The sequence below is a fragment of the Pseudomonas sp. SWRI51 genome (assembly GCF_014268825.1).
Classification (GTDB): Bacteria; Pseudomonadota; Gammaproteobacteria; order Pseudomonadales; family Pseudomonadaceae; genus Aquipseudomonas; species Aquipseudomonas farsensis.
Genome location: NZ_JABWRG010000010.1, coordinates 52,287 through 76,444 on the forward strand (window position 1 = coordinate 52,287; position 24,158 = coordinate 76,444).

A 24,158-nucleotide genomic window follows, 5' to 3' on the forward strand; every position below is an offset into this window, starting at 1 on the left:
TTCCTTAATGAGTGCCCAGGCGCATCAGCCACGCGCCTGCAGACGATGCTCGACAAACCAGCGGTAGGCATCGGCCAGCCCGGCATCCAGTTCGATACTGGCCTGCCAGCCAAGCGCTTTGAGCCGCGATACATCCATCAGCTTGCGTGGCGCGCCGTCCGGCTTGCTGGCATCGAAGCTCAGTCGCCCCTGGAAGCCGGTGACCCGTGCCACCGCCTCGGCCAGTTCGCGAATGGTGCAATCGACGCCGGTGCCGACGTTGATGTGGGAAAGCATCGGCTGGGTATTGGCCTGGTAAACCTGATCATCCAGCTCCATCACGTGCACGCTGGCGGCAGCCATATCGTCAACGTGCAGGAACTCGCGCATGGGCTTGCCGCTGCCCCAGATCACCACTTCCTCGGTACCCTGCTGGACCGCTTCGTGGAAGCGTCGCAGCAAAGCCGGAATAACGTGGCTGTTCTCGGGGTGATAATTGTCACCAGGGCCATAGAGGTTGGTGGGCATGACACTGCGGTAGTCGCGACCGTACTGGCGATTATAGCTTTCGCACAGTTTGATGCCGGCGATCTTGGCAATCGCGTAGGGCTCGTTGGTAGGTTCCAGCGTGCCGGTCAGCAGGGTTTCCTCGCGCATTGGCTGGGCCGCAAGCTTCGGATAGATGCACGACGAGCCGAGGAACAGCAGGCGTTGCACGCCGTTACGATGGGCGGCGTCGATGATATTGGCCTGAATCAGCAGGTTCTCGTGGATGAACTCGGCCGGCAGCGTGTTGTTGGCATGGATGCCGCCAACTTTGGCTGCGGCCAGATACACCTGGTCGATACCTTGTTCGGCAAAGAACGTCCGCACCGCCTGCTGGTCCAGCAGGTCGAGCTGTTCGCGGCCGGCGCTGACGATGTTGCTGTAGCCCAAAGCAACCAGGCGGCGAACGATCGCCGACCCGACCATACCCCGGTGCCCGGCAACGAAAATACGCTGGTCGAGGTTACGCGCCATGGCTCAGTTCTCCAGCGAAACGGGAATATCGTGCCCGTGCTGCTTGAGCAGCGCGTGGCGCTGAGCAACCTTGAGGTCTTCACGGACCATCTCGGCACACATCTGCTGCACGGTGATTTCCGGGACCCAGCCAAGTTGTTCCTTGGCTTTGGTCGGGTCGCCCAACAGGGTTTCCACTTCGGCAGGACGGAAGTAGCGCGAGTCGACGCGCACGATCACGTCACCCACCTTGAGCGCCGGGGCGGCATCGCCGCGAATCGACTCGACGATACCCCGCTCCTCAACGCCGGTGCCCTCGAAACGCAGGGTGATACCCAGCTCCTCGGCCGACCAGCGCACAAACTCGCGCACCGAATACTGCACACCGGTGGCAATCACGTAGTCTTCCGGAGTGTCCTGCTGCAGCATCATCCACTGCATGCGCACGTAGTCTTTGGCGTGGCCCCAGTCGCGCAGGGCGTCCATGTTGCCGAGGAACAGGCAAGGCTCCAGGCCTTGGGCGATGTTGGCCAGACCGCGGGTGATCTTGCGGGTCACGAAGGTTTCGCCACGGCGCGGCGACTCGTGGTTGAACAGGATGCCGTTGCAGGCGTACATACCGTACGCCTCGCGGTAGTTGACGGTGATCCAGTAGGCGTAAAGCTTGGCCACGGCGTAGGGCGAGCGCGGGTAGAACGGCGTGGTTTCCTTTTGCGGGGTTTCCTGCACCAGCCCGTACAACTCGGAGGTGGAGGCCTGATAGAAGCGGCATTTCTTCTCCAGCCCGAGCAAGCGGATGGCCTCGAGGATACGCAAGGTACCCATGGCGTCTACGTCGGCAGTGTATTCCGGCGACTCGAAGCTCACGGCAACGTGGGACTGCGCACCCAGGTTGTAGACCTCGTCGGGCTGCACTTCCTGGATGATACGCGTGAGGTTGGAGGAATCGCTGAGGTCACCGTAGTGCAGGACAAAGTTGCGGTTGTCGACGTGCGGGTCCTGGTAAATGTGGTCCACACGCTGGGTATTGAAGGACGACGCCCGGCGCTTGATGCCATGTACCTCGTAGCCCTTGCCCAACAGGAACTCGGCGAGATAGGAGCCGTCCTGGCCAGTTACCCCGGTAATCAATGCCTTTTTCATATGCTCTGTCCTACGTACCTTGTTTAGACCGCACCCGCAGCCTGTGGCCCGTGCGCAGCTTAAGAAATTGAAAAGCCTGGGTCAGCCGGCGCTGATGGGGCGAACGCTTAAATAGGAAGCCACAACGCCCTCGATCTGGGCTCGATGCTCTGGGTTATCAGCCGTCCACGCACCAAAATTGATAAAGTCGCCGCGAAGCAACTGACTGGCCAGGTGGCCTAGTATGGCGTTCTGCTCATCGACGCTGATGGGGTTGGCCTGGCAATGGGCGATATGCTCGGCCATCGCGTCCAGGTCGGGTTCCATGTCGATGGTCATGAAGCGCTCGCCAGAGGCGTAAAACGGCTTGGCCAGGCCGAATACCGGTTTGCCCCGCAGGATCGATTCAAACCCCACCGAACCTGTCCAGACCAGTACTGCATCTGCCTCTTTCAACACCAGGTTGGAGGGCGTGTAGGTCGGCACTACCGTCACTCTTGGATCTTTGGCCAAGCGCGAGTAGAAGCCAGTAGGGCGACTGCCCATTACTGAAGGATGCTCCTTGATGACCACATTGAAGCGGCTCGAAAGCTTGTCCAGGAGTTTATCCAGAACGGCGTAGTAGTCGATGACTCGCACGTCCTGACACCAATAGTCCACCGTGCATTCCGGGAACATCTGCAATGGAATGAAAATGCTGGGGCGCGAGGATGCCTTGAGTTTGCCAAGCCAGGACTCATCACCCGGATCAGCAGGTGGCAGCCAGTGCAGTTGTTCTAGCGATAGCTGCTGGGAAACCCAGTAATGATAGTTGTAATAATCGCCACTAGTGACCCGCTTCATCCAAAACCACGGTACTCGCGCGAGGTTGGCGGCCCATCGTCGATAAACTGATTTACGTGGATTAGACAGCGACTTGCTGTTGAACGCTGGCGCGTAGTCTTCCTTAAGCAGCTTGTCGCGTAGTTCATCCACCAGCGCGGCATCCGCTGGCCCGAATACATTCGGTTCGCCGCGTGCACTGATGCGAAAACAGCCATTGACAAATGTGCTTATGAATGCAACGAATCGGATACCGCGCACGCCTGCAAGGATGCGCAGCAAGTCCATCACATACGAATCGATGGTCAACGAAATTATCAACGCAGGCGCCAACTGATCCAGCGTTTCTTCAACAGCCTGCGCCATGGCCCACACATGCCTCTGCGCCTCGCCCCGGGGCAGCCTGCGCAGGAGTCGGCACCGTGCAATCACATCTGCCACTTGGTCCGGTAATAAGCCGGAGGGCACGCCATCGTTTTCCTGCGCGCACCGTTTCAAGTTCAGGTAATAACGACGGGATATTCCCGCTTCATCTATCTTCGGGTGCTCGCTGGCACGCACCACGCGATTACCAGGCGACATCTGGCTTGCGAGGAACGTGAATTGCTCAACGTTCCAAGGTCTTACATAGCTCAGAATCACACCACTCATTGCTTTACCAGTCCCAGTTCAGCAGCGAACGCAGACGAAGTCACGGCGGTATTGGCCTGAACAGAAACGGCTACTTGTTGCCCGATAACAGCGGGCAGGTACTTCGGTGGCAAGCCATACCCCGGACGCACGCTTCGAACTGCATCAGCAGTCACAGTGTCGCCAGCAGCCAGATCTCGGGTGAAATAGAGCGAGCGGCGGAACATGACGTTGCCCTTTTCGCTGGACTTACGTCCGTAATCCACGCTTCCGAGCGCAGTCCAGGCAGTTTTCGTATCCCGGCACAGTGCCTGAAGTTCGGCAGGCTCCAGTGAGAAGCTGTCATCCGGCCCACCGCCACTGCGGTCGAGGGTGAAGTGTTTCTCAATGATCGACGCACCAAGCGCAATGCTGGTTATGGCCGTAGTGTTGTCCAGGGTATGGTCCGAGAGACCGGTCACCAAGCCATGACGGGCGACCATGTCAGGAATGGTGCGCAAGTTGTAATCGCTGGCCGGGGCGGGATAACCACTCACACAGTGCAGGATCGCCAATTCCCGACACCCTCCCTCGCGGGCGGCCTCAATGGCCTCGAGTATCTCTTGCTGATCTGCCATGCCGGTCGAGATGATCATAGGTTTGCCGGTCGAGGCGACATACTTGATCAATGGCAGGTCCACTGCCTCGAATGAGGCGATTTTGTATGCCGGGGCGTTCAGGTCTTCGAGCAGGTCGACGGCGGTAGGGTCGAACGGGGAACTGAACAGTGTGATGCCGACCTTGCGAGCGTATTCGAACAAGTCGGCGTGCCACTCCCACGGCGTATAGGCCGACTGATAGAGCTCATACAACGTCTTCCCCGCCCAAAGCCCAGATGTGATTTGGAAATCCGGCAGGTTGGAATCAAGGGTGATGGTATCGGGGCGGTACGTCTGTATCTTCAGCGCATCCGCACCCGCTTTTTTGGCAGCGTCGATGATCCTGAACGCGGTCGCCAGGCTACCGTTATGATTTGCCGACATTTCGGCGATGATATAAGGCGCGTGATCCAGACCGATCGGCCGACCCGCGATGGTAATGAAACTATTCATCGGCCACTTTCTCCAGAATGAGCTTGTAGGTTTTGCCGTGTAATCGGAAAAACGCAGGAAACCGTTGCGGATCGCAAACACGGATCAAATCGAACTGTTCTGCTAGGCTCGAATGAGGGTCGATCTCGCTGTCTTCAGGCGTACGCTTTCGATAGTAACCCGCGTGAAGATCTTCGGATTGAGGTTTGGCCACACCCGAGGCAAAGTTCTCGACCGCAAAGTCCATGAGCTCCGCTTCTGCGGCGAACAGCAAGTCATTGATCTCGTCGAACAATGCATCAGCCGGAACCGGTATAACTTTTTTCGCCCAGATCGCGCCGCTGTCAACCTGCTGCGCAGCCTCGAGCAGCGAGAGGGTGATGTGCCGTGCACCGCCGACCAACTCCCAGATATGCGGGCTCCAGCCCCTTCCCTGCGGTAAATCGCTGGCGTGCAAGACAAGCGCTTTGTTGAACGACTGAAGATCGGACTGGCTGATGATCTCAGCGCAGGAAATAAGAAAAAGTATGTCACCTTCACCCAGTTCCGACTTCTTGCGGCACAGGCTGACATCATGCACTGCGGCCTGCCGCTGCTGCCATACGGCGAGCATATTGTTAACGGGGTGTCGAGCATCACTGCACAATATGGTGATGGCTAACTTCTGCATACCTAACGTCCAATCCCAGTTGTTTGATGGCGCCATCAGTTGCCTTGGCCCTAACGCCCCTTGCTCCGCTCGTACACCAGCTTCATTGCTGTCAGCATCCGCATGACGCCCCTACCATCTGTGATCTCGCTAGCAGACCGTGACAAGAGAGCCAACGCTTTGCTGTTACCCATGCGTAACATCAACAATTCAAGCTGTTTATCCAATGGAGATCTCGGATCCACCAATTCTACCGCCCCACGACGCTCAAGCGCACGAGCCGCTTGCTGCTGATTTTCGGCAAGCACTATCAGTAAAGTCGGCAGCCCCAGACAACAGCGCTCCCAAGACGTCCCCCCGCCCGCACCGATGGCGAGGTCGGCACGGACCATCAACGCGGCCATGTCGCGCGTGGCGCTGAGCACCTGCACCGGCCAGGGGTACGCTGCAGCCTGCTCGCGCAGCACCTCCACGTGCGGGGCGCTGGCACCGAGCACTACCGTGAAACGGATGTCAGCCGGCAGCTCACAACCACGCAAGGCCTCGAGCACTGCACCACTGTGGTTATGCTGGTCGACACCTCCGAGCGCTATCAGCACTTCCTGCAGGCCAGCCGTGGCACGCCGCGCGAGGGCGGCCTCGCGCAAGCGGGCGAACTCAGGGCGGAGCAGAGCGTTATGCGGCCCCGTCAGCAGTTGGCAGTGCGCCGGCACCTTGTCGCGATAATCCTCAGCCAGTCGGCCGAGGTTCTGATCAAGCAACAGGTCGCAGACATGCTCGCGGTCGGCCAGATCGTCGATCACCAGCAATCGGCAATCGGCGGGCATTACAGCGCTTTCCCAACGCTGATCGAGGGCGTAGTGGTCAACAACAAGCCAGTCCGGTTCGAAGGCTTCGATCAGCGGCCGGCAGGCCTGCACGTCTTCATCCTGGGAAGCGCCCAGCCAGTGGCCATGGAACAGCACCTCGTCGTGGGCACAGCCCATGGGCAGACTGTGCAGTTCGAAGCCCTGCTCGCGTATGTGCTCGTGCAAGTGACCGGGGTGTGCCCGGCTGATGAAACGGCACTGGTGGCCCTCTGCGGCCAGTGCCCGGGCCAGGGTCAGGCAACGCATCACGTGGCCCGACCCCATACCCAGCGAAGCATCGACGCGAAACAACACGCGCATCACCATGCCGTCCACCCGCCGTCGACGCAAATATTCGCGCCATTTACGAACGAAGCCGCTGCCGAGGCCAGGAACAGCACCGGGCCGGCGATCTCGCCAGCCTGGCCAATACGGCCCATGGGCACCTTCGCCGCCAGCTTGGCTACGAACGCCGGGGCATCCTGTTGAACGCTATCCGACGGGAATGGCCCAGGCGAAATCGAATTGACCCGAATGCCCTCGGCGCCGAACTCACAGGCGGCATACCGCGACCACTGGATCAGCGCCGCTTTGGTGGCACCGTAAAACGGTGGGTTGGTACCGGCCGGCGTGTCGTACACCCGCGGGTCCGGGCTGACCACCCCGTACATGGAGCCAACATTGATCACCGAGGCATCGCCGCTTTCACGCACAGCGCGGCGCAATGCCGGCAGCGCACCCTTGAGCATGTTGTGCGCAGCCAGCACGGCAACCTGATAGCTGTCGATATAGTCGCCGGCGTCACTGCTTTCGATGGTGCCGCCTTTGCCCTTGTAGGCGTTGTTCACCAGGACATGCAGGGTTTCGGGGCCGCCATGGGCAAAGTACTCCTGAACCGCCTGCTGGTCACTCACATCCAGCACAAGCAACTCGGCCGAGCCGCCCTGGGCGTGAATCTCACGCAACAGAGGCTCACCGCGGGCACTGCTGCGAACGTTGATGATGACATGGGCACCGGCTTCGGCCAGTGCCTTGGCCATGGCGCTGCCCAGGTAACCCGCCGCGCCGGTGATCAACGCGGTCTTGCCGGAAAGAGAGAATCTGTCGATGCAGCTCATGGGCGCTCTCGTTGCCAGGATGCAGGGTTGAGGGTCTGCTCGTCGAGCAGCGGGCGCTCCAGGGCAATGGCCTGGATCTGCTCGGGCTGCAGCGCAGCGTGCTGGAACAGGCGGGCATTGTCGTGCAACTGGGCCAGAGTTTCCATGCCCAGGCAGACCCCGTCCACCCAGGCCAGGCCACGCACATACGCAAGGCACAGGTCAGCCACGCCGTCACGGCCAAAACGGCCAGACCACTCCAGCAACTGCCCGCGCACCTGCGCAGGAACAGCCACATGGGCGCGCTGCCACTGGCTGTCGTCAGCGCTGACCAGCAAGCCTTGCAGCAGTGCACTACGCACATGCACAGTGAGCCCGCGCTCGGCGCGCGCCCGCTCGATGCGGGGCAACAGGGCGTCCCAGCGACCATCCAGCAGGTTCAGCGGCAGTTGAACATAAGCCACATCCGCCTGCTCCAGCGCCTGCTCCAGCTCGGCCGGGTTCTGCACCGAAACGCCCAGCTCAGCCACCACGCCAGCCCGCACCAGCTCAAGCAGCTCGGCCCACACCCGGCCATTACAGGCTCGAAGATGCTCGGCGCGATGCAGCATCAGCACATCGAGGCGGGCCACCCCCAGTTTCTGGCACGACTCGAACACACTGGCGCGTACGGCTGCGGCGACCACCGCAGACGGGCTACCCTCCGGCAGTTCGGCCAGCGGCGAGAGCTTGGTGATGACCTTGGCCCGCCCTGCCCAGCCATCGGCCAGCGCCGCGCCGACCACCGCCTCGCTATGCCCGTAGGCTCGCGCGGTGTCGATGCACGCCACACCGTGGCGAATGGCGCCGCGAATGATCGCGCACGCCTGTTCGATCGACGGCATGCCGGAACCGTTATTGATGCCATAAGGCATGCCCAGCTGTACCGTGCCCAATACCAGCTTGTGCAACAGCGCTCTGATAGCCGGCGTCTGTGGGTCGGCCAACAGGTGCTGGCACAGGGTTTTCCAACTGACCCCGACCGGGTCCTGCACTTGGGCGAACACCCGCGTTACCAGCAGGTAGTCATCCAGGCAATCGACCGTGCAACGCCCGGCACTCCAGCCCGCGTCACGGTAGCGTTGAAAATAGCGCTCACCGTGCTTGCGACGCAGCATCGGCGTGACATGTTCGTGGTCATGGGCGCTCGGTGACTGGGTCAGCGTCCAGCGCAGCCCTTCGAGCCAGAACACCTCAGCACTCAGCCCATAAGGCAGCCCGGACTGTTCACCATTGCAGCACAGATAGCCTTGGCCACCGTCGAGGAAGGCCTGCTCCAGCTCATCGAGCAGCGCACCGTCGGGGAATACATTGTCCCCGGTCAGGCGAAACACCACGGTACGGTCCGGATAACCGGCAAGGCTGTCGACCATGCGCTGCAGCGGGCTTTGCAGGCTGCCCCGATGGCAGGCCAGGCCGTACTTGAGCGCTGCGGCGGCGAGCGCATCGTCGCTGGCCTCACTGGAGGTCGCCAGCACGACCGGGCGGCCTGTATTACCGGCCCGCAGCCCCGCCAGCACCGCCAACGGGATGCCGCCAACGGGCAACAATACCTTGCCAGGCAACCGCGTAGACGTGGTTCGAGCCTGCAGAACTGCGACCGAGCTCATGCCAGCACATGCTCAAGGGCCGCCAGCACCGCATCCTGCTGTTCGAAGGTCATGGTCTGGAACATTGGCAGGCTGATCGCCTCGCGGTAGTAGTTTTCGGCTTGGGGGAAATCCCCGGCCTTGAAGCCCATGCGCGCATACCAAGGTTGCAGATGCACTGGAATGTAGTGCAGGTTGACGCCAATGCCCTGCTCACGCAGCGCTTCGAACACCTGACGGTGGGACTTGCCAGCGCCCGCCGAAGCCAGCCGGATTACATAAAGATGCAGCCCGGAATAGCTGTCCGGGTGCTGCCAGGGAGCCTGCACCGGCAACTGCGCAAGTTTCTCATCGTAACGCCGAGCCAGCTCGTGACGGCGCGCCACATAGCTGTCCAGTCGATCCATCTGGCTCAACCCCAAAGCCGCCTGCAGCTCGGTCATGCGGTAATTGAAGCCCAGTTCGATCTGCTGGTAATACCACGGGCCATCGGCCTCATGAGTCATCGCTGCCGGGTCACGGGTAATCCCATGGCTGCGCAACAATGCCATACGCGCAGCCAACTGGTCATCATTGGTGACGGCCATGCCGCCCTCGGCGGTAGTGATGATCTTGACCGGGTGGAAGCTGAACACAGTGATGTCGCTGTAACGCCCATCACCGATGAAGCCATCGCGGTACTTGCCGCCAATGGCGTGGGACGCATCCTCGATCACCCGGAAGCCGTAGCGCTGCGCCAGTGCATGGATGGCCTGCATGTCGCACGGCTGCCCGCACAGGTGCACAGGCACAACCACTTTGGGCAGCCGACCTTCGCGCTCTGCCACCTCCAGCTTGGTCGCCAGGGCATTCGGGCAGAGGTTGTAAGTGCGTGGGTCGATGTCCACGAAGTCAACCTGGGCACCGCAGTACAAACCGCAGTTGGCAGAGGCAACGAACGTTATAGGCGTGGTCCACAGCCAGTCGCCAGGCCCGAGCCCCAACGCCAGGCAAGCGATATGCAGCGCCGAGGTGGCGCTATTGACCGCCAAGGCATGACGCGCGCCGACATGCCCGGCAACCCGCTGCTCGAACCGGGGGACCATGGGCCCCTGGGTCAGGAAATCGGACTGCAGCACTTCGACCACGCTGTCGATATCGGCCTGGGTGATGTCCTGGCGACCATAGGGGATCATGGCTCAGATGCTCCCGATCTTGTCTTTGTTGATGTCGATCCAGGCCTGCAGTTGCTCATCGCTCATCCACTCGCTGTTGTTGTCGCTGGCGTAGACGAAGCCCTCGGCGACCTTGGTGCCATCCTTGATGCGTTTGGGGCATGTGGCCCAATCGTTGATCACCGGCAGGATCTTGAAGTGCTCGGGGTATTCATAGGTGGTGTACGAGTCTTCGGCGCTGATCATCTGCTCATGCAGCTTTTCGCCCGGACGAATGCCGACAACCTTCTGCGCAGCATCCGGGGCAACTACGCGCGCCAGGTCGGTGACTTTCATGGACGGGATCTTCTTGACGTAGATCTCACCACCTTCCATGTCGTCAAAGGCATGCCACACCAGCTCGACGCCCTCTTCCAGCGAAATCATGAAGCGGGTCATGCGCTCATCGGTGATCGGCAGCTCGCCCTTGTCCTTGATCGACATGAAGAACGGGATGACCGAACCACGGGAGCCCATGACGTTGCCATAACGCACTACCGCCATACGGGTCTCATGGCCACCGGCGTATGAGTTACCAGCAACGAACAGCTTGTCGGAGGCCAGTTTGGTGGCCCCGTACAGGTTGACCGGGCTGCTGGCCTTGTCGGTGGACAGCGCCACAACGCGCTTGATACCACGGTCGATGCAGGCATCGATCAGGTTCATGGCGCCGTTGATGTTGGTCTTGATGCATTCGAACGGGTTGTATTCGGCGGTCGGCACGATCTTCGTGGCTGCGGCGTGAACCACGTAATCGACGCCATCAAGGGCACGGTAAAGGCGCTCTTTGTCGCGGACATCACCAATGAAGAAACGTACGCGCGGATCACCTTCGAACTTCTTGGCCATGTCCCACTGCTTCATCTCATCGCGCGAAAAGATGATGATTTTTTTAGGGTTGTATTTGGCCAGGGTCATTGGCACAAAAGTATTGCCGAACGAGCCGGTACCACCGGTAATCAAAATGGTCTTGTTGGTTAGCATGTTACGGCTTCCCTAGATGACGTCCTGGCGATCGACAGGACGGAATGAGCGAAACGGTGCCGGGGTCAGCCGCAAGAACGACCACACCTTCCAGCACAGTATGAAAACAAATGCACAACACACCCCCACCGGAACGGCCAGGCCACCCAGCCATGGCGACAGCGAGGCACCCAAAATAACGAACACGGCCAGGCCGAGCACATGGCTCTGGATGATCGGCTTGTCCAGCGACTGCGCATAAAGGGCATAGTGGGGAACCATGCCCAGGCCATAGATGCAGGTCCCCGCGAGCAACCACGGGAACAGCGACCCATGCTCGACGTACAGCGGCTTGTCGAGCCAGGAGAGTAACGGGTAGATCAATGCCAGAGCGCAAAGCACGAAACCGAGCGACAGCAATACAGTGTGGCTGAACAGCTTTTTCAGTTGCGCCACGAAAGCCACCGGGTCGTGCGCGTGGTAGGCCTTGATCAGAGCCGGGTAGCTAAAGGCGAATACGCCGGCGTCCAGAAATGCAACTAGCGCGGTACTGATACTGGCAAACAGCACATAGGCGCCAAGGGTATCGAGATCGACCAACGCCTGAAACCAATACCGATCCAAGGTGAACAGCGCTCGAAGCGACAACGTCGCGACCAGCATCGGCGCAGCCACGGCGATACCACGGCGCAGCCAGGGCCAGTCCACCGACGCATGCCAGCCCCCGATACCGAGCCTGGACAATTGCCAAACGGCCGCCACAACACCGAATGCAGACCCAGCGACCCACGCTTGGAGCACATGTTCAAGCGTGCGCCATGCGGGGTCGAGCATCATCATCAGCGCGACCACGATCGCCCACAGCCCGGATCGCAAAAACAGGCTGAGGGTTGCAATCAGCTGATAGCCACAGGTAATCAGCAGGCGCATGAGTTCCTGATTGAGATGTTCCAGCACCAATAGGCAAACAAACCAGGGGAGCAAGACCCAAGGTAGCCACCCGGCTGCAAACACGACAAGGGCCACAGGCGCCAGCCCCCCATAAAGGAGCACGCAGAGAACGGCCTGAGACTTGAGATACCCCCCCCACCCTGTGCGCTCACGCGTGAGCAGTTCGCGCGTCGAGTAGGCGTAAAAATCAAGCCCTACCGCATACAGCGCATAGCCAACCGTCGCCGCCAGCAGCCCGTAGATACCCACTTCCCCGGGCGTCAGGAAACGCGCGAGCAGGAAGACCAAAAGGAATTTCGCCAGCAAGGTCGATGCACGCAAGAAGATATTGATTAAAGGCAGCAAGCTTGGAATCCGCACAATACAGAAAACGCTCTCGAAAAGGAGGGCTACAGCAATTTGCCACCAACCCCAATACTGCCCGACAGCAAAATCGGAGGATTATAACGCCATCAACCCCGCCGTTCATCCTTTTCTGTCTATCCGACGATTGAGCATGCTCAGCCGACAGCCATATCGGGGCACGGCTTGAAAACTCGAGACGCAGGTCATGCAAGCCGAATAGCACCGGAATCTCGCCCATCGTTGCTGACGCACGAAGCCATTCTGATATGATTTCAATGCAACCTCACCCACCCTGCCTTTTTACACAGCGCCTGGCGAGCCACTAGCGGTGCTACGAACTCGTTGACATAAGCGCTCAATCGCTCCAGAGCAGTCAATTGATAAACCCGAAGCAACACACAACAAAGCGTGACAAGCAGTAGAACCTAGGGCCAGCAGCTGCCACCGTGCTTTGCTTGACGACGCAGGAGGCGTTCATCCAAAGTGTGCGCCTTATTGATGAAAGGGCCTCCTAATGAGTGACAAGATCGTTAAGACGCTAGCCTGTGAGTGGCAAGCCGCAGGTATCGAGCGTGGCGACATCATACTCATCCACAGCAGTATTTCCAGGCTCTTGCGCCGTTTGGTAAAGTCGGGTGCTAAAGCAGACCCCGCCCTCATCGTCCAAAGCCTGCTGATTGCGCTTGGAGAGGAAGGCACGCTGGTCGCCCCGCTCTTCAACTTTGATTTTACCCAAGGCATTGCGTTCGACATACGAACCTCAAAGAGCGCCATGGGCGCACTGACGGAAAGTGTCCGGCAATGGCCTGGCGCAGTTCGCACCGGCCACCCCATCTACTCGTTCGCCATCGTTGGCAAACACGCACCCGCCTTTGCGGGCATTGATAATTTCAGCGGTTACGGTGCGGACTCGCCATTTGCCGTACTCCACCAACTGGACGGGAAAATTGGCGTTATCGACTTACCTGAACAACACAGCATGACGTTCTACCATTATGTAGAAGAGTCATTATCCGCCCCTTATCGATATCACAAGACATTCTCCGGCCCCTACACCGATGCCGAAGGCCTTACCTCCGAAAGGCGGTACGGCCTTTTTGTGAGGGATATTGAGCAAGGCGTACTGACACACGTAAACCCCATGGGCGAGCTGCTGTGGGAGAACGGTTTCTACAGCGGCACCCGCCCAGGTATAGGTTCTGGCATGCGCGTTGTTAAAGCAGCCACGGTTTTCAATGAAGCTTCCAGGATTTTGAAGGAAGGAAAGGCAAAAGGCATTCTCTATGAAGTACAACAGTAACTTTACCGACATTGAGGTCGGCGAGTACTGCCATACCTTGGCACAACGCTTGTTCCCGATCTGCCGCAGCCTCACGGGTCCGGGCGTGCGCGAAACCCTGGCAATCATTGGCGAACACCTGCCCGGCCTTCAGATCGAAGAAGTACCGAGCGGCTATCAAGCATTCGACTGGAACGTCCCGAACGAATGGCATATCAAGGATGCCTACCTCGAGGACGCCAACGGCAACCGGCTTATCGACTTCAAAACCAACAACTTGCACGTCCTGGGCTATTCAGAGCCCATCGACACTGTTTTGACACTGGAAGAACTCCAACAGCATCTTTATTCGCTCCCAGCGCAACCGGAGGCGATTCCCTACATCACGTCCTACTACTCCCGACGCTGGGGTTTCTGCCTGACCCATACGCAACGCCTAGCCCTGAAACCCGGTAACTACCGCGCCGTAATCGACGCAGAACTCAAGCCAGGCGTTCTCAACTATGCGCACATCGTAATCCCGGGAGAAAGCACTCAAGAAGTGTTCCTGTCCACTTACGTGTGCCACCCATCCATGGCCAACAACGAGCTGTCTGGCCCAGTGGTGACAACGGCCTTGATCAATTGGCTAATGTCACTGCCTTCACGGAAGTACACATACAGGGTTGTCTTCATTCCCGAGACAATTGGCTCAATCGTCTATCTGAGCAAACACCATACGCAACTCAAACAACAGGTGATCGCCGGCTTCAATATTTCCTGCGTTGGCGATGATCGCTGCTACTCATTCCTCCCCTCGCGCAACGGCGAAACGCTGTCAGACAAAGCCGCTAGACACGCCCTACAGCACATCGACCGGAATTATAAACGCTACACGTGGATGGATCGCGGAAGCGACGAACGCCAGTACTGCGCCCCCGGCATCGACTTGCCAATCGCCACCATCATGCGCAGCAAATACGGCGAGTTCCCTGAGTACCACACCTCACTGGATGACCTCACCCTGGTCACCCCTGCCGGGCTCGGCGGAGGCTTCGCCGCTCTTCGCGACGCATTGGAAATCATCGAAAACAATCAGACACTCAAGTGCACGGTACTCTGTGAACCTCAGTTAGGAAAACGCGGTCTTTATCCTACAATCAGCACAAAGGATACTGCCGGCAAGGTCCGTACGATGATGGGGCTTATCTCGTACTGTGATGGCACCCTCAGCCTGCTGGAAATCGCGGAGAAAATAGATCACCCCTTCCAAGACCTGGTGCGAATCGCCAAACCGCTGATCGAGAACGGTTTACTGGCACCCTTCGACAAAAGCCAACACTGAGCCCCCTCCCGCGCTGGATGATCCTTCAGCAGCGCGGTGGCTTCCTCCTTCAGGCAACTCCATGCCAGCACAACAAAATCACCCAATGCTGTGAGATCATTGCGCGCAAGAGCATGAGCTCAAAGGAAACACTGAGGGTTATGGAACTTTTTAGAAAGCGCATGCTGGCGCTCCCCCGCCGCTACAAGCGGATACTGCAAGTGATCACCGACGTGCTACTGCTGTGGCTAGCGCTGAGCATGTCGTTCGTCGTGCGCCTTGGCTTCGATGACCTGAGCAACCCACTGCTTGCTCACCCCTGGCTGTATGCAGCAGCTCCCTTGGTGGCTATACCTATCTTCATCCGTTTCGGCATGTACCGGGCGGTACTACGCTATTTCGGCAACGACGCCCTTATCACCATCGCCAAGGCCGTTACGCTTTCGGCCTTGGTGCTGGCCTTGGTGGTGTACTGGTACAGCAACCACGAGACCGTGGTGCCGCGCTCCATCGTATTCAACTACTGGTGGCTAAGCACCGTGATGATCGGCGGCCTGCGGCTCATCATGCGCCAGTACTTCCTCGGCGACTGGTACGCCACCAAGCAGCACATGCCGTTCACCAGCCGTGACCACGGCCTGCCAAAGGTAGCCATCTACGGCGCAGGCACCGCTGGTAACCAGCTGATGGCCGCCCTGCGCCTGGACCGGACGATGTACCCCGTGGCATTCATCGACGATGACGAAAGCCTCAGAAACCGTGTGATTTCCGGGCTCCAGGTCTACAGCCGCAAAGACATCCAGCGCATGATCGACGAAACGGGCGCAGACGAGATTTTACTGGCGATTCCGTCGGCCAGCCGCTCCCGGCGCCGGGAAATCCTCAACTTGCTGGAACACTTCCCCCTGCATGTACGCAGCGTACCGAGCGTCATGGACCTGGCCAGCGGCCGGGTAAAGGTTGACGACATTCAGGAGGTCGATATCGCCGACCTGCTCGGTCGCGACAGCGTACCCGCACAGAATGACCTGCTGGCACACTGCATCACCAACAAGGTTGTGATGGTAACTGGCGCCGGGGGATCGATTGGCTCGGAGCTGTGCCGCCAAATAGTCACTCTCAAGCCAAAGGCATTGCTGCTGTTCGAGCATAGCGAGCTCAACCTGTACAACATTCAGAGTGAGCTGGAACAGCGCATCGAGCGCGACGCCCTTCGCGTGCAACTGCTGCCATTTCTGGGCTCCGTACGCAACCAGAAGCACCTGCACGACACCATGCTGCTGTGGCATGTCAACACCGTCTACCACGCAGCTGCCTATAAGCACGTACCCATGGTTGAGCACAATATTGCCGAAGGCATCCTCAACAATGTGATCGGCACGCTCAACACAGCGCAAGCAGCCCTGCAGGCGAACGTTGCCAACTTCGTGCTCATCTCAACCGACAAGGCCGTACGCCCCACCAACGTCATGGGCAGCACTAAACGCCTGGCAGAGCTGACACTTCAAGCATTGAGCAAAGAAACCGCGCCCGCATTGTATGGCGATTCTGCAAACGTAGCCCAAGTCAACAAGACCCGCTTTACCATGGTGCGTTTCGGCAATGTTTTAGGATCGTCCGGCTCAGTGATCCCCTTGTTCCACAAGCAGATCAAGGCCGGTGGCCCCCTCACCGTAACCCACCCGAAGATCACTCGTTATTTCATGACCATTCCGGAGGCCGCACAACTGGTTATCCAGGCCGGCTCCATGGGCCTAGGTGGCGACGTGTTCGTACTCGACATGGGCGACCCGGTAAACATAGCAACCTTGGCCGAAAAGATGATCGTGCTTTCCGGCCTGAGCGTGCGCTCGGAGCAAAACCCGCACGGCGATATCGCCATCGAGTTCACCGGCTTGCGGCCTGGCGAAAAACTCTATGAAGAACTACTGATCGGCGACAACGTCTCGCCAACCCAGCACCCGATGATCATGAGCGCCAATGAGGATTACATAGGCTGGGAGGCGCTCAAGGGCAACCTGTCACTGCTGCTGGACGCTGTGGCCAGCGAGGATTTCAACCGGGTTCGCCAACTATTGAGAGAAACTGTCAGCGGCTACTCCCCTGAAGGGGAAATCGTGGATTGGGCCTACCAACGGCGCCGCTCCGACAGCCACTGAGCGCACCCCAGTCAAGGTATTTCAAACTGAACATCACGCCCAAGCTCCGCAAAACGGAGCTTCAGGGCATTGCTCAGCACAGCCTTGGCCCTCGCCTCGCCATGCACCAGCAGAATTTTCCCGGCGGCAGATCCCGACGCAAACTGCACCAACCCCGCCTGATCCGCATGCCCCGAATACCCACCCAAACTCATCACCTTGGCCCTGATGTCATACATCCGCCCATCCAGGTCAATCTGCACAAACCCTTCCGCCCCCTCGCTCGCCTGTATCACCGCCCCCGGCGTGCCCTTGGCCTGATACCCCACAAACAGCACCTCATGCCGCGAGTCCTCGAGCATGGCCTTGAGGTAATTGACGATGCGCCCACCCGAACACATGCCATTGCCGGCAATCACGATGGCTGGCCGCCCGGTGCTCTTGAGGTAGTTCACCACCTGCTGGTGGCGGGCATGGGTGTCGATGCTGATGAGCTGCCGAAAACCTAGCGGTTCGCGCCCCTGCACGACCCGGTCGCGGGCCTCGGCGCGCCAGAACTGGTGCAGTTCGCGGTACACATCGGTGATACGCCGCGCCAGGGGCGAATCGAGGATGATCGGCAATTGCGACCAGTCAGGGAAGTCGCCCGCAACACTACCGCCAGGCTTGTTCAACAAGGACTTGCGGTGAAGGATGTCTTCCAGGTCATACAGCAGCTCCTGCGTACGGCCCAGGCTGAACGCGGGGATAAGAATCGTGCCTTGGTCGAGCAGCGCCCTGTCGATGGCGGCCTCCAGCGCCTTGCGCCGGTCGCTGCGGTCGGCGTGCAGGCGGTCACCGTAGGTGCTTTCGAGCACCAGCACGTCGGCACGTTCAGGCGGCTGCAGCGGGCGCAGCAAGGGGTTGTCGGGCGCACCGAGGTCACCTGAGAACACGACGCGCGTGTTACGGCCACCCTCGCCTACCTCGCACTCGACGTAGGCCGAGCCGAGCAAGTGGCCAGCGCGCTGCAAACGGATGGCGCAGTGCACCTGTGGCTGATCGACGACGGTGTACCACTGCTCGAACGCCAGCACTACGATGTGTTGCTGCAGAAACGCCAGGTAGCGCGCCACCTGGGCCGCGTCGCTACTGACTTCCAGCTTGTAGGCGTCTTCGAGTATCAGCGGCAATAGCTTGGCGGAGGGCTCGCTGCAGTAGATCGGGCCGCGAAAGCCTGCGGCGAACAGCGCCGGGATGCGGCCGACATGATCAAGGTGCACGTGGGTGACTACCAGCGCCTGGACGCCGCTGATATCGAAACCAAGCTGACCGCGTGGCGCTGCGTGCGCAGCATCCGCGCCCTGCTCCAGGCCGCAATCAATCAGCAGGCTGGTGGTGCTGTCGAGATGAAGCTGGTGACAGGAACCAGTGACGCCGCGCGTGCCACCGTGATGGGAAATGGAGGGAAAAGCCATAGCACCGAGTCCTTTGCAGCATAGGGAAGAAGTGCACTATTAAGTCACTCCTTCCTGCGCTGACACAGGGCATGAAAACCCCAGTCTCGGTAGGAAAGTTCTTTAGTTTTCGGCCAACGCCTGCTGGCGAGCCGAAGCGCGAATCTTGCGCTTGCCGCGCATCAAGCCGTAGGCGCCGAGCAGCGGGCCCACCGCAAGGCCCAATACCAAAGCCGCGAGCACCACAACCGCTACAGGCACGGCCGGCGCAGCCCAGCCGAACAACACCAAGGCGACGGTTTGCTGGTTTTCCAGCACGAAGAACAGCACAACGGCTGCCAGCAGCAGCACAAACAACGCCAGCACGGCGCGCTTCAGATTATGCATTGCAGGGATCCTTTGGTTCAGACTGACTCATGCTCGTCTTCATCTTCATTTACCCGATCACGCAATTCCTTGCCGGGCTTGAAGTGAGGGACATACTTGCCTTCGAGGCTGACCGATTGGCCGGTCTTGGGGTTACGCCCGACGCGCGGTGCACGATAATGCAGCGAGAAGCTGCCAAAACCGCGAATCTCGATGCGATCACCGGTGGCAAGGCATTGAGCCATCTGTTCAAGCATGGTCTTGATGGCAAGCTCTACGTCCTTGGACGAGAGCAGCCCCTGATGGGTGACAATACGTTCGATCAGCTCCGACTTCGTCATATTTTTCCCTTCGTTATCAAGCAGCTAGATCATTGCTTAATCAGTTTGTAGCACGCCCCGGTAGATTTGAACAGGGCGGTTCTTGACTAAACAAAAAAATTCAAGATTGATAAGGCAGGAAATCTGCAATTAGCCAGGCGGGCCGCAGAGAAGCGTCGAACAGCGCAGCGGTAAATAGCAGGCATAAAAAAAGGGTGGCCCGTAGGCCACCCCTTTTTACCGATCAAACAGAACTCAGTTCTGTTTGGCCATTGCTTCGCGCAGCAGCGCAGCCATGGTGGTATCGGCAGCCGCTTCCGGAGCGTTTTTCAGGCTCTGGATGGCTTCGCGCTCTTCAGCATCGTCCTTCGACTTGATGGACAGGCTGATAACGCGGGATTTGCGGTCGACGCTGATGATCTTGGCTTCGATCTCTTCGCCTTCCTTCAGCACGTTACGGGCGTCTTCAACGCGGTCACGGCTGATTTCGGAAGCCTTCAGAGTAGCTTCGATGTCGTCGCCCAGGGTCACGATAGCGCCCTTGGCATCAACTTCCTTGACGATACCTTTAACGATAGCGCCTTTGTCGTTGATCGAAACGAAGTTGGAGAACGGATCGTCTTCCAGCTGCTTGATGCCCAGGGAGATGCGCTCGCGCTCTGGGTCAACCGACAGGATGACGGTTTCCAGCTCGTCGCCCTTCTTGAAGCGACGCACGGCTTCTTCGCCGGCTTCGTTCCAGGAGATGTCGGACAGGTGAACCAGACCGTCGATGCCGCCGTCCAGGCCGATGAAGATACCGAAGTCGGTGATCGACTTGATGGTACCGGAGATCTTGTCACCCTTGTTGAACTGGCCGGAGAAATCTTCCCATGGGTTCGATTTGCACTGCTTGATGCCCAGGGAGATACGACGACGCTCTTCGTCGATGTCCAGAACCATGACTTCCACTTCGTCGCCAACCTGAACGACTTTCGACGGGTGGATGTTCTTGTTGGTCCAGTCCATTTCGGAAACGTGTACCAGACCTTCAACGCCTTCTTCCAGCTCAGCGAAGCAGCCGTAGTCGGTCAGGTTGGTAACGCGAGCAGTCACACGAGTGCTCTCTGGGTAGCGGGCTTTGATAGCAACCCACGGATCTTCGCCCAGTTGCTTCAGGCCCAGCGAAACGCGGTTGCGCTCGCGATCGTACTTCAGGACCTTGACGTCGATCTCGTCGCCAACGTTGACGATTTCGGACGGGTGCTTGATACGCTTCCAGGCCATGTCGGTGATGTGCAGCAGACCATCAACGCCGCCCAGGTCAACGAACGCACCGTAGTCGGTGAGGTTCTTGACGATACCTTTGACCTGCTGGCCTTCCTGCAGCGATTCCAGCAGAGCTTCGCGCTCGGCGCTGTTTTCGGCTTCCAGGACACTGCGACGGGAAACGACAACGTTGTTGCGCTTCTGGTCCAGCTTGATGACCTTGAATTCCAGCTCTTTGCCTTCGAGGTGGGTGGTGTCGCGCACTGGGCGGACATCAACCAGGGAGCCCGGCAGGAACGCACGGATGCCGTTAACGTCGACAGTGAAGCCGCCTTTAACCTTACCGTTGATAACGCCCTTGACCACTTCTTCGGCAGCGAAAGCAGCTTCCAGAACAATCCAGCACTCGGCGCGCTTGGCTTTTTCACGGGACAGCTTGGTTTCGCCAAAGCCGTCTTCGACCGCGTCCAGCGCAACGTGAACTTCGTCACCAACTTTGATAGTCAGTTCGCCAGCTTCGTTGTAGAACTGCTCGAGCGGGATGACGCCCTCGGACTTCAGGCCAGCGTGTACGGTAACCCAGTCGCCGTCGATGTCGACAACGATACCGGTGATGATCGCACCCGGCTGAAGATTGAGGGTTTTCAGGCTTTCTTCAAAGAGTTCTGCAAAGCTTTCGCTCATTTTAATTCCTGTAGATTCGGACGCAAAAAAACGCCCATAGCCACATTCCAGACAATGTGGGTTTCGTTAAGTAAAGAAAAGCGGACAGGCCGTTGACTGGTGCCCCTGCCTGCTCTCCTCTCCATCAGGCCAGATCGCGCTGAGCGAGCTCGCTTCTGATGCGTTGCAACACCTGTTCAATGGACAGCTCCGTGGAATCCAGCTGAATGGCATCGGCCGCCGGCTTGAGCGGGGCCACTGCGCGCTGGGTATCACGCTCATCGCGTGCACGGATCTCATCTAGCAGACTCGACAGACTAACATCTTCGCCTTTGCCCTTCAACTGCAGGTAACGGCGGCGCGCCCGCTCCTCGGCGCTGGCGGTCAAAAACACTTTCAGCGGGGCATCGGGGAACACCACCGTGCCCATGTCGCGCCCGTCTGCAATCAGGCCCGGCGCTTCGCGGAAGGCGCGCTGGCGCTGCAGCAGGGCTTCACGCACCGCGGGCAGCGACGCAACCATCGAGGCACCGGCCCCGACGGTTTCGGTACGGATCACGTTGCTGACATCCTCACCTTCGAGAATGATCTGCTGCAACTTGCCAGGCTCGGCCGCGATGAACTGCACATCGAGGTGGGCAGCCAGCGCCTTGAGCAGCTCTTCGTTGGTCAGGTCGACGCCGTGATTGGTGGCGTTGAACGCCAGCAACCGGTACAGCGCGCCAGAGTCCAGCAGCTTCCAGCCAAGCTCGCGGGCGATCAGGCCTGCAACGGTGCCTTTGCCCGAGCCGCTTGGGCCGTCAATGGTGATGACCGGCGCCTGCGCGTTCACGACTTGGCCTCTTCTGCCACGCGAATGCCGACTTGCTCGCACAGCGCCAGGAAGTTAGGGAACGAGGTGGCGACGTTGGCGCAGTCATGGATGCGAATCGGCGCGTTGGCACGCAGCGAGGCAATGCTGAACGCCATGGAAATACGATGATCGCCATGGCCGTGCACTTCACCGCCGCCGATCTGGCCGCCATCGATGATGATGCCGTCAGGGGTTGGCTCGCATTTGACGCCCAGCGCGAGCAGGCCATCAGCCATTACCTGGATCCGGTCGGACTCCTTGACCCGCAACTCTTCCGCGCCGCGCAGCACGGTGCGCCCTTCGGCGCAGGCAGCAGCAACGAACAGCACCGGGAATTCGTCGATTGCCAGTGGCACCAGGTTTTCGGGGATTTCGATCCCCTTGAGCCTGGCACCGCGCACGCGCAGGTCGGCCACCGGCTCACCGCCGACTTCACGCTGGTTTTCCAGGGTGATGTCGCCGCCCATCAGGCGCAGGATGTCGATCACCCCGGTGCGGGTCGGGTTGATGCCAACGTGCTCAAGCACCAGGTCAGAGCCTTCGGCGATGGATGCAGCCACCAGGAAGAACGCCGCCGAGGAAATATCCGCAGGCACTTCGATGCGCGTGGCGCTGAGCTTGCCACCTGCCTGCAGCGAAGCCACCGGGCCATTGGACTGCACCTGGTAGCCGAAGCCACGCAGCATGCGTTCGGTATGGTCACGGGTTGGCGCAGGCTCGGTGACGGTGGTCACGCCCTCAGCGTACAGGCCCGCCAGCAGCAGGCAGGATTTGACCTGGGCACTGGCCATCGGCAGCGTGTAGTTGAGCGCCTTGAGCTTCTGGCCGCCACGAATGGTCAGCGGCGGGCGGCCTTCAGGGCCAGTTTCGACCACTGCGCCCATTTCCCGCAGCGGGTTGGCCACGCGGTTCATCGGGCGTTTGGACAGCGAAGCGTCGCCAGTCATGGTCACATCGAACGGCTGGGCGGCCAGCAGGCCCGACAGCAGGCGCATCGAGGTGCCGGAGTTGCCCAGGTAGATCGGGCCAGGTGGCGGCTTCAGGCCATGCAGGCCGACACCATGAATGGTGACGCGGCCATGGTGCGGGCCTTCGATGACCACACCCATGTCGCGGAAGGCCTGCAGCGTGGCCAGGGCGTCTTCGCCCTCGAGGAAACCTTCCACTTCGGTGGTGCCTTCGGCCAGCGAGCCGAGCATGATCGAGCGGTGCGAAATCGACTTGTCGCCCGGTACGCGAATCCGTCCGGACACGCGGCCACCAGGTTGGGTCAGGAAAATCAGGTCGTTGGCGTTCATAGCGTCCACATAGGCCCGGCGGGCCAGGATTTTACTGAAATGCTCGCGGGCAACCCGGGCGCGGGTGAATACACCCAGCAGTTGGTGCCCATCCCCTGCATCGACCGCGTCGCGCAAGGCGTCGAGGTCACTGCGAAATGTATCGAGTGTGCGCAGGACCGCCTCGCGGTTGGCGAGGAAGATGTCGTGCCACATGATCGGGTCGCTGCCGGCGATTCTTGTGAAATCGCGGAAGCCTCCCGCAGCGTACCGGAAGATATCCAGGTTTTCATTGCGCTTGGCCAGCGAGTCGACCAAGCCAAAGGCCAGCAGGTGCGGCAGGTGACTGGTTGCTGCCAGCACCTCGTCGTGGCGCTCCACCGGCATGTGCTCGACATCGGCATCCAGCGCACGCCACAGGCGGTCGACCACGGCCAGCGCGGCAGGGTCGGTTTCTGCCAGCGGCGTCAGAATGACTTTGTGGCGGCGGAACAGCGCGGCGTTGGAGGCCTCTACCCCGCTCTGCTCGGACCCGGCAATCGGGTGGCCGGGCACAAAATGGGTAAGGCGCGCGGCGAACGCCTCGCGTGCAGCGCGCACCACATTGCCTTTGGCGCTGCCGACATCGGTGATGACCGCATTACCCAAATCGATTTGCGCCAGCCGCGCCAGCAGCTTTTCCATGGCCAGGATCGGCACTGCCAGCTGGATCACGTCAGCACCGACGCACGCTGCGGCAAGGTCTTCCTCGCAGCGGTCGACCACGCCCAGCACCACGGCCTGGCGACGCGACTCGGCATCCAGATCGACGCCCACCACTTCGCGGCACAGCCCGCTTTCGCGCAGGCCCTTGGCAAAGGAGCCGCCGATCAGGCCCAGGCCCACCACGACGAGGCGGCCGATGATCGGCGCAGGATTGTTTGTTACAGCATTAACCACGAGTGCGAACCCTGTTCATGTATCAAGAGAGTCTTGCAGC

The 24,158-nt window shown here is 59.7% G+C and carries 20 protein-coding genes; 3 read left to right on the forward strand and 17 right to left on the reverse strand.

Features of this window, described 5'->3' with window-relative positions; all coding sequences use genetic code 11:
• Nucleotides 1-24: 24 nt before the first annotated feature.
• The 11 genes from HU720_RS05975 to HU720_RS06025 all read right to left on the reverse strand — a co-directional run bounded on the left by HU720_RS05975 (nucleotide 25) and on the right by HU720_RS06025 (nucleotide 12,296).
• Complete coding sequence (locus tag HU720_RS05975) at nucleotides 25-999, reverse strand: GDP-L-fucose synthase (protein ID WP_186518119.1); 975 nt, start codon at nucleotides 997-999, stop codon at nucleotides 25-27.
• Between the two features lie 3 nt (nucleotides 1,000-1,002).
• Nucleotides 1,003-2,121, reverse strand: a complete 1,119-nt coding sequence (gmd, locus tag HU720_RS05980) for a GDP-mannose 4,6-dehydratase (protein WP_186518120.1) — start codon at nucleotides 2,119-2,121, stop codon at nucleotides 1,003-1,005.
• Nucleotides 2,122-2,202: 81 nt separating this feature from the next.
• On the reverse strand, nucleotides 2,203-3,573 hold the full coding sequence (locus HU720_RS05985; protein ID WP_186518122.1) for a hypothetical protein: 1,371 nt from the start codon (nucleotides 3,571-3,573) through the stop codon (nucleotides 2,203-2,205).
• Nucleotides 3,570-4,643 (reverse strand): pseudaminic acid synthase, encoded by a 1,074-nt coding sequence (gene pseI, locus HU720_RS05990; protein ID WP_186518124.1) that lies wholly within the window; start codon nucleotides 4,641-4,643, stop codon nucleotides 3,570-3,572. Before pseI ends, HU720_RS05985 begins: the two co-directional genes overlap by 4 nt.
• Nucleotides 4,636-5,292 carry a formyltransferase family protein gene (locus HU720_RS05995; protein ID WP_186518126.1) on the reverse strand — a complete coding sequence of 219 codons (657 nt, stop codon included), beginning with the start codon at nucleotides 5,290-5,292 and terminating at the stop codon, nucleotides 4,636-4,638. The genes pseI and HU720_RS05995 overlap by 8 nt, the downstream gene beginning before the upstream one ends.
• A gap of 50 nt (nucleotides 5,293-5,342) precedes the next feature.
• Nucleotides 5,343-6,446 (reverse strand): UDP-2,4-diacetamido-2,4,6-trideoxy-beta-L-altropyranose hydrolase, encoded by a 1,104-nt coding sequence (gene pseG, locus HU720_RS06000; protein ID WP_186518128.1) that lies wholly within the window; start codon nucleotides 6,444-6,446, stop codon nucleotides 5,343-5,345.
• Complete coding sequence (locus HU720_RS06005) at nucleotides 6,440-7,237, reverse strand: SDR family oxidoreductase (protein WP_186518131.1); 798 nt, start codon at nucleotides 7,235-7,237, stop codon at nucleotides 6,440-6,442. Before HU720_RS06005 ends, pseG begins: the two co-directional genes overlap by 7 nt.
• Entirely contained in the window at nucleotides 7,234-8,865 is a 1,632-nt protein-coding gene (locus HU720_RS06010) for an aldo/keto reductase (protein WP_186518132.1), read from the reverse strand. The genes HU720_RS06005 and HU720_RS06010 overlap by 4 nt, the downstream gene beginning before the upstream one ends.
• Nucleotides 8,862-10,019: a UDP-4-amino-4,6-dideoxy-N-acetyl-beta-L-altrosamine transaminase gene (gene pseC, locus HU720_RS06015; protein ID WP_186518133.1), complete on the reverse strand. Its 1,158-nt coding sequence runs from the start codon at nucleotides 10,017-10,019 to the stop codon at nucleotides 8,862-8,864. The genes HU720_RS06010 and pseC overlap by 4 nt, the downstream gene beginning before the upstream one ends.
• 3 nt (nucleotides 10,020-10,022) lie before the next feature.
• Nucleotides 10,023-11,021 carry a UDP-N-acetylglucosamine 4,6-dehydratase (inverting) gene (gene pseB, locus HU720_RS06020; protein WP_186518134.1) on the reverse strand — a complete coding sequence of 333 codons (999 nt, stop codon included), beginning with the start codon at nucleotides 11,019-11,021 and terminating at the stop codon, nucleotides 10,023-10,025.
• 12 nt (nucleotides 11,022-11,033) lie between these two features.
• A complete protein-coding gene (locus tag HU720_RS06025) occupies nucleotides 11,034-12,296 on the reverse strand; it encodes a hypothetical protein (RefSeq protein WP_189672634.1) in 1,263 nt (420 codons plus the stop codon).
• A 514-nt stretch (nucleotides 12,297-12,810) separates the two neighbouring features.
• On the opposite strand from HU720_RS06025, the gene HU720_RS06030 reads away from it, so the two are divergent.
• The 3 genes from HU720_RS06030 to HU720_RS06040 all read left to right on the forward strand — a co-directional run bounded on the left by HU720_RS06030 (nucleotide 12,811) and on the right by HU720_RS06040 (nucleotide 17,037).
• The gene (locus HU720_RS06030) at nucleotides 12,811-13,596 is read left to right on the forward strand and encodes an AAC(3) family N-acetyltransferase (RefSeq protein ID WP_186518136.1); all 786 of its coding nucleotides are present in this window, start codon (nucleotides 12,811-12,813) and stop codon (nucleotides 13,594-13,596) included.
• Nucleotides 13,580-14,899, forward strand: a complete 1,320-nt coding sequence (locus tag HU720_RS06035; protein WP_186518138.1) for a DUF4910 domain-containing protein — start codon at nucleotides 13,580-13,582, stop codon at nucleotides 14,897-14,899. The genes HU720_RS06030 and HU720_RS06035 overlap by 17 nt, the downstream gene beginning before the upstream one ends.
• 140 nt (nucleotides 14,900-15,039) lie before the next feature.
• Nucleotides 15,040-17,037 carry a nucleoside-diphosphate sugar epimerase/dehydratase gene (locus HU720_RS06040; protein ID WP_186518140.1) on the forward strand — a complete coding sequence of 666 codons (1,998 nt, stop codon included), beginning with the start codon at nucleotides 15,040-15,042 and terminating at the stop codon, nucleotides 17,035-17,037.
• Between the two features lie 11 nt (nucleotides 17,038-17,048).
• Here the strand turns inward: HU720_RS06040 and HU720_RS06045 are convergent, their stop codons facing one another.
• The 6 genes from HU720_RS06045 to HU720_RS06070 form a co-directional block, all read right to left on the reverse strand.
• Nucleotides 17,049-18,473 (reverse strand): MBL fold metallo-hydrolase, encoded by a 1,425-nt coding sequence (locus HU720_RS06045; RefSeq protein WP_186518142.1) that lies wholly within the window; start codon nucleotides 18,471-18,473, stop codon nucleotides 17,049-17,051.
• A 102-nt stretch (nucleotides 18,474-18,575) separates the two neighbouring features.
• Nucleotides 18,576-18,839: a lipopolysaccharide assembly protein LapA domain-containing protein gene (locus HU720_RS06050; protein ID WP_186518143.1), complete on the reverse strand. Its 264-nt coding sequence runs from the start codon at nucleotides 18,837-18,839 to the stop codon at nucleotides 18,576-18,578.
• A gap of 17 nt (nucleotides 18,840-18,856) precedes the next feature.
• Complete coding sequence (ihfB, locus tag HU720_RS06055; protein ID WP_186518144.1) at nucleotides 18,857-19,159, reverse strand: integration host factor subunit beta; 303 nt, start codon at nucleotides 19,157-19,159, stop codon at nucleotides 18,857-18,859.
• Between the two features lie 234 nt (nucleotides 19,160-19,393).
• Nucleotides 19,394-21,070 carry a 30S ribosomal protein S1 gene (gene rpsA, locus HU720_RS06060; RefSeq protein ID WP_186518145.1) on the reverse strand — a complete coding sequence of 559 codons (1,677 nt, stop codon included), beginning with the start codon at nucleotides 21,068-21,070 and terminating at the stop codon, nucleotides 19,394-19,396.
• 124 nt (nucleotides 21,071-21,194) lie between these two features.
• Nucleotides 21,195-21,881, reverse strand: a complete 687-nt coding sequence (cmk, locus tag HU720_RS06065; RefSeq protein WP_186518146.1) for a (d)CMP kinase — start codon at nucleotides 21,879-21,881, stop codon at nucleotides 21,195-21,197.
• The gene (locus HU720_RS06070; RefSeq protein WP_346656559.1) at nucleotides 21,878-24,085 is read right to left on the reverse strand and encodes a bifunctional prephenate dehydrogenase/3-phosphoshikimate 1-carboxyvinyltransferase; all 2,208 of its coding nucleotides are present in this window, start codon (nucleotides 24,083-24,085) and stop codon (nucleotides 21,878-21,880) included. The genes cmk and HU720_RS06070 overlap by 4 nt, the downstream gene beginning before the upstream one ends.
• Nucleotides 24,086-24,158 lie beyond the last annotated feature (73 nt).

Excerpts from the sequence above, each read along its gene's own strand:
- HU720_RS05975 (WP_186518119.1), bottom strand. The coding sequence starts at position 999 with ATGGCGCGTAACCTCGACCAGCGTATTTTCGTTGCCGGGCACCGGGGT.
- gmd (WP_186518120.1), bottom strand. The coding sequence starts at position 2,121 with ATGAAAAAGGCATTGATTACCGGGGTAACTGGCCAGGACGGCTCCTAT.
- HU720_RS05985 (WP_186518122.1), bottom strand. The coding sequence starts at position 3,573 with ATGAGTGGTGTGATTCTGAGCTATGTAAGACCTTGGAACGTTGAGCAA.
- pseI (WP_186518124.1), bottom strand. The coding sequence starts at position 4,643 with ATGAATAGTTTCATTACCATCGCGGGTCGGCCGATCGGTCTGGATCAC.
- HU720_RS05995 (WP_186518126.1), bottom strand. The coding sequence starts at position 5,292 with ATGCAGAAGTTAGCCATCACCATATTGTGCAGTGATGCTCGACACCCC.
- pseG (WP_186518128.1), bottom strand. The coding sequence starts at position 6,446 with ATGGTGATGCGCGTGTTGTTTCGCGTCGATGCTTCGCTGGGTATGGGG.
- HU720_RS06005 (WP_186518131.1), bottom strand. The coding sequence starts at position 7,237 with ATGAGCTGCATCGACAGATTCTCTCTTTCCGGCAAGACCGCGTTGATC.
- HU720_RS06010 (WP_186518132.1), bottom strand. The coding sequence starts at position 8,865 with ATGAGCTCGGTCGCAGTTCTGCAGGCTCGAACCACGTCTACGCGGTTG.
- pseC (WP_186518133.1), bottom strand. The coding sequence starts at position 10,019 with ATGATCCCCTATGGTCGCCAGGACATCACCCAGGCCGATATCGACAGC.
- pseB (WP_186518134.1), bottom strand. The coding sequence starts at position 11,021 with ATGCTAACCAACAAGACCATTTTGATTACCGGTGGTACCGGCTCGTTC.
- HU720_RS06030 (WP_186518136.1), top strand. The coding sequence starts at position 12,811 with ATGAGTGACAAGATCGTTAAGACGCTAGCCTGTGAGTGGCAAGCCGCA.
- HU720_RS06035 (WP_186518138.1), top strand. The coding sequence starts at position 13,580 with ATGAAGTACAACAGTAACTTTACCGACATTGAGGTCGGCGAGTACTGC.
- HU720_RS06040 (WP_186518140.1), top strand. The coding sequence starts at position 15,040 with ATGGAACTTTTTAGAAAGCGCATGCTGGCGCTCCCCCGCCGCTACAAG.
- HU720_RS06045 (WP_186518142.1), bottom strand. The coding sequence starts at position 18,473 with ATGGCTTTTCCCTCCATTTCCCATCACGGTGGCACGCGCGGCGTCACT.
- HU720_RS06050 (WP_186518143.1), bottom strand. The coding sequence starts at position 18,839 with ATGCATAATCTGAAGCGCGCCGTGCTGGCGTTGTTTGTGCTGCTGCTG.
- ihfB (WP_186518144.1), bottom strand. The coding sequence starts at position 19,159 with ATGACGAAGTCGGAGCTGATCGAACGTATTGTCACCCATCAGGGGCTG.
- rpsA (WP_186518145.1), bottom strand. The coding sequence starts at position 21,070 with ATGAGCGAAAGCTTTGCAGAACTCTTTGAAGAAAGCCTGAAAACCCTC.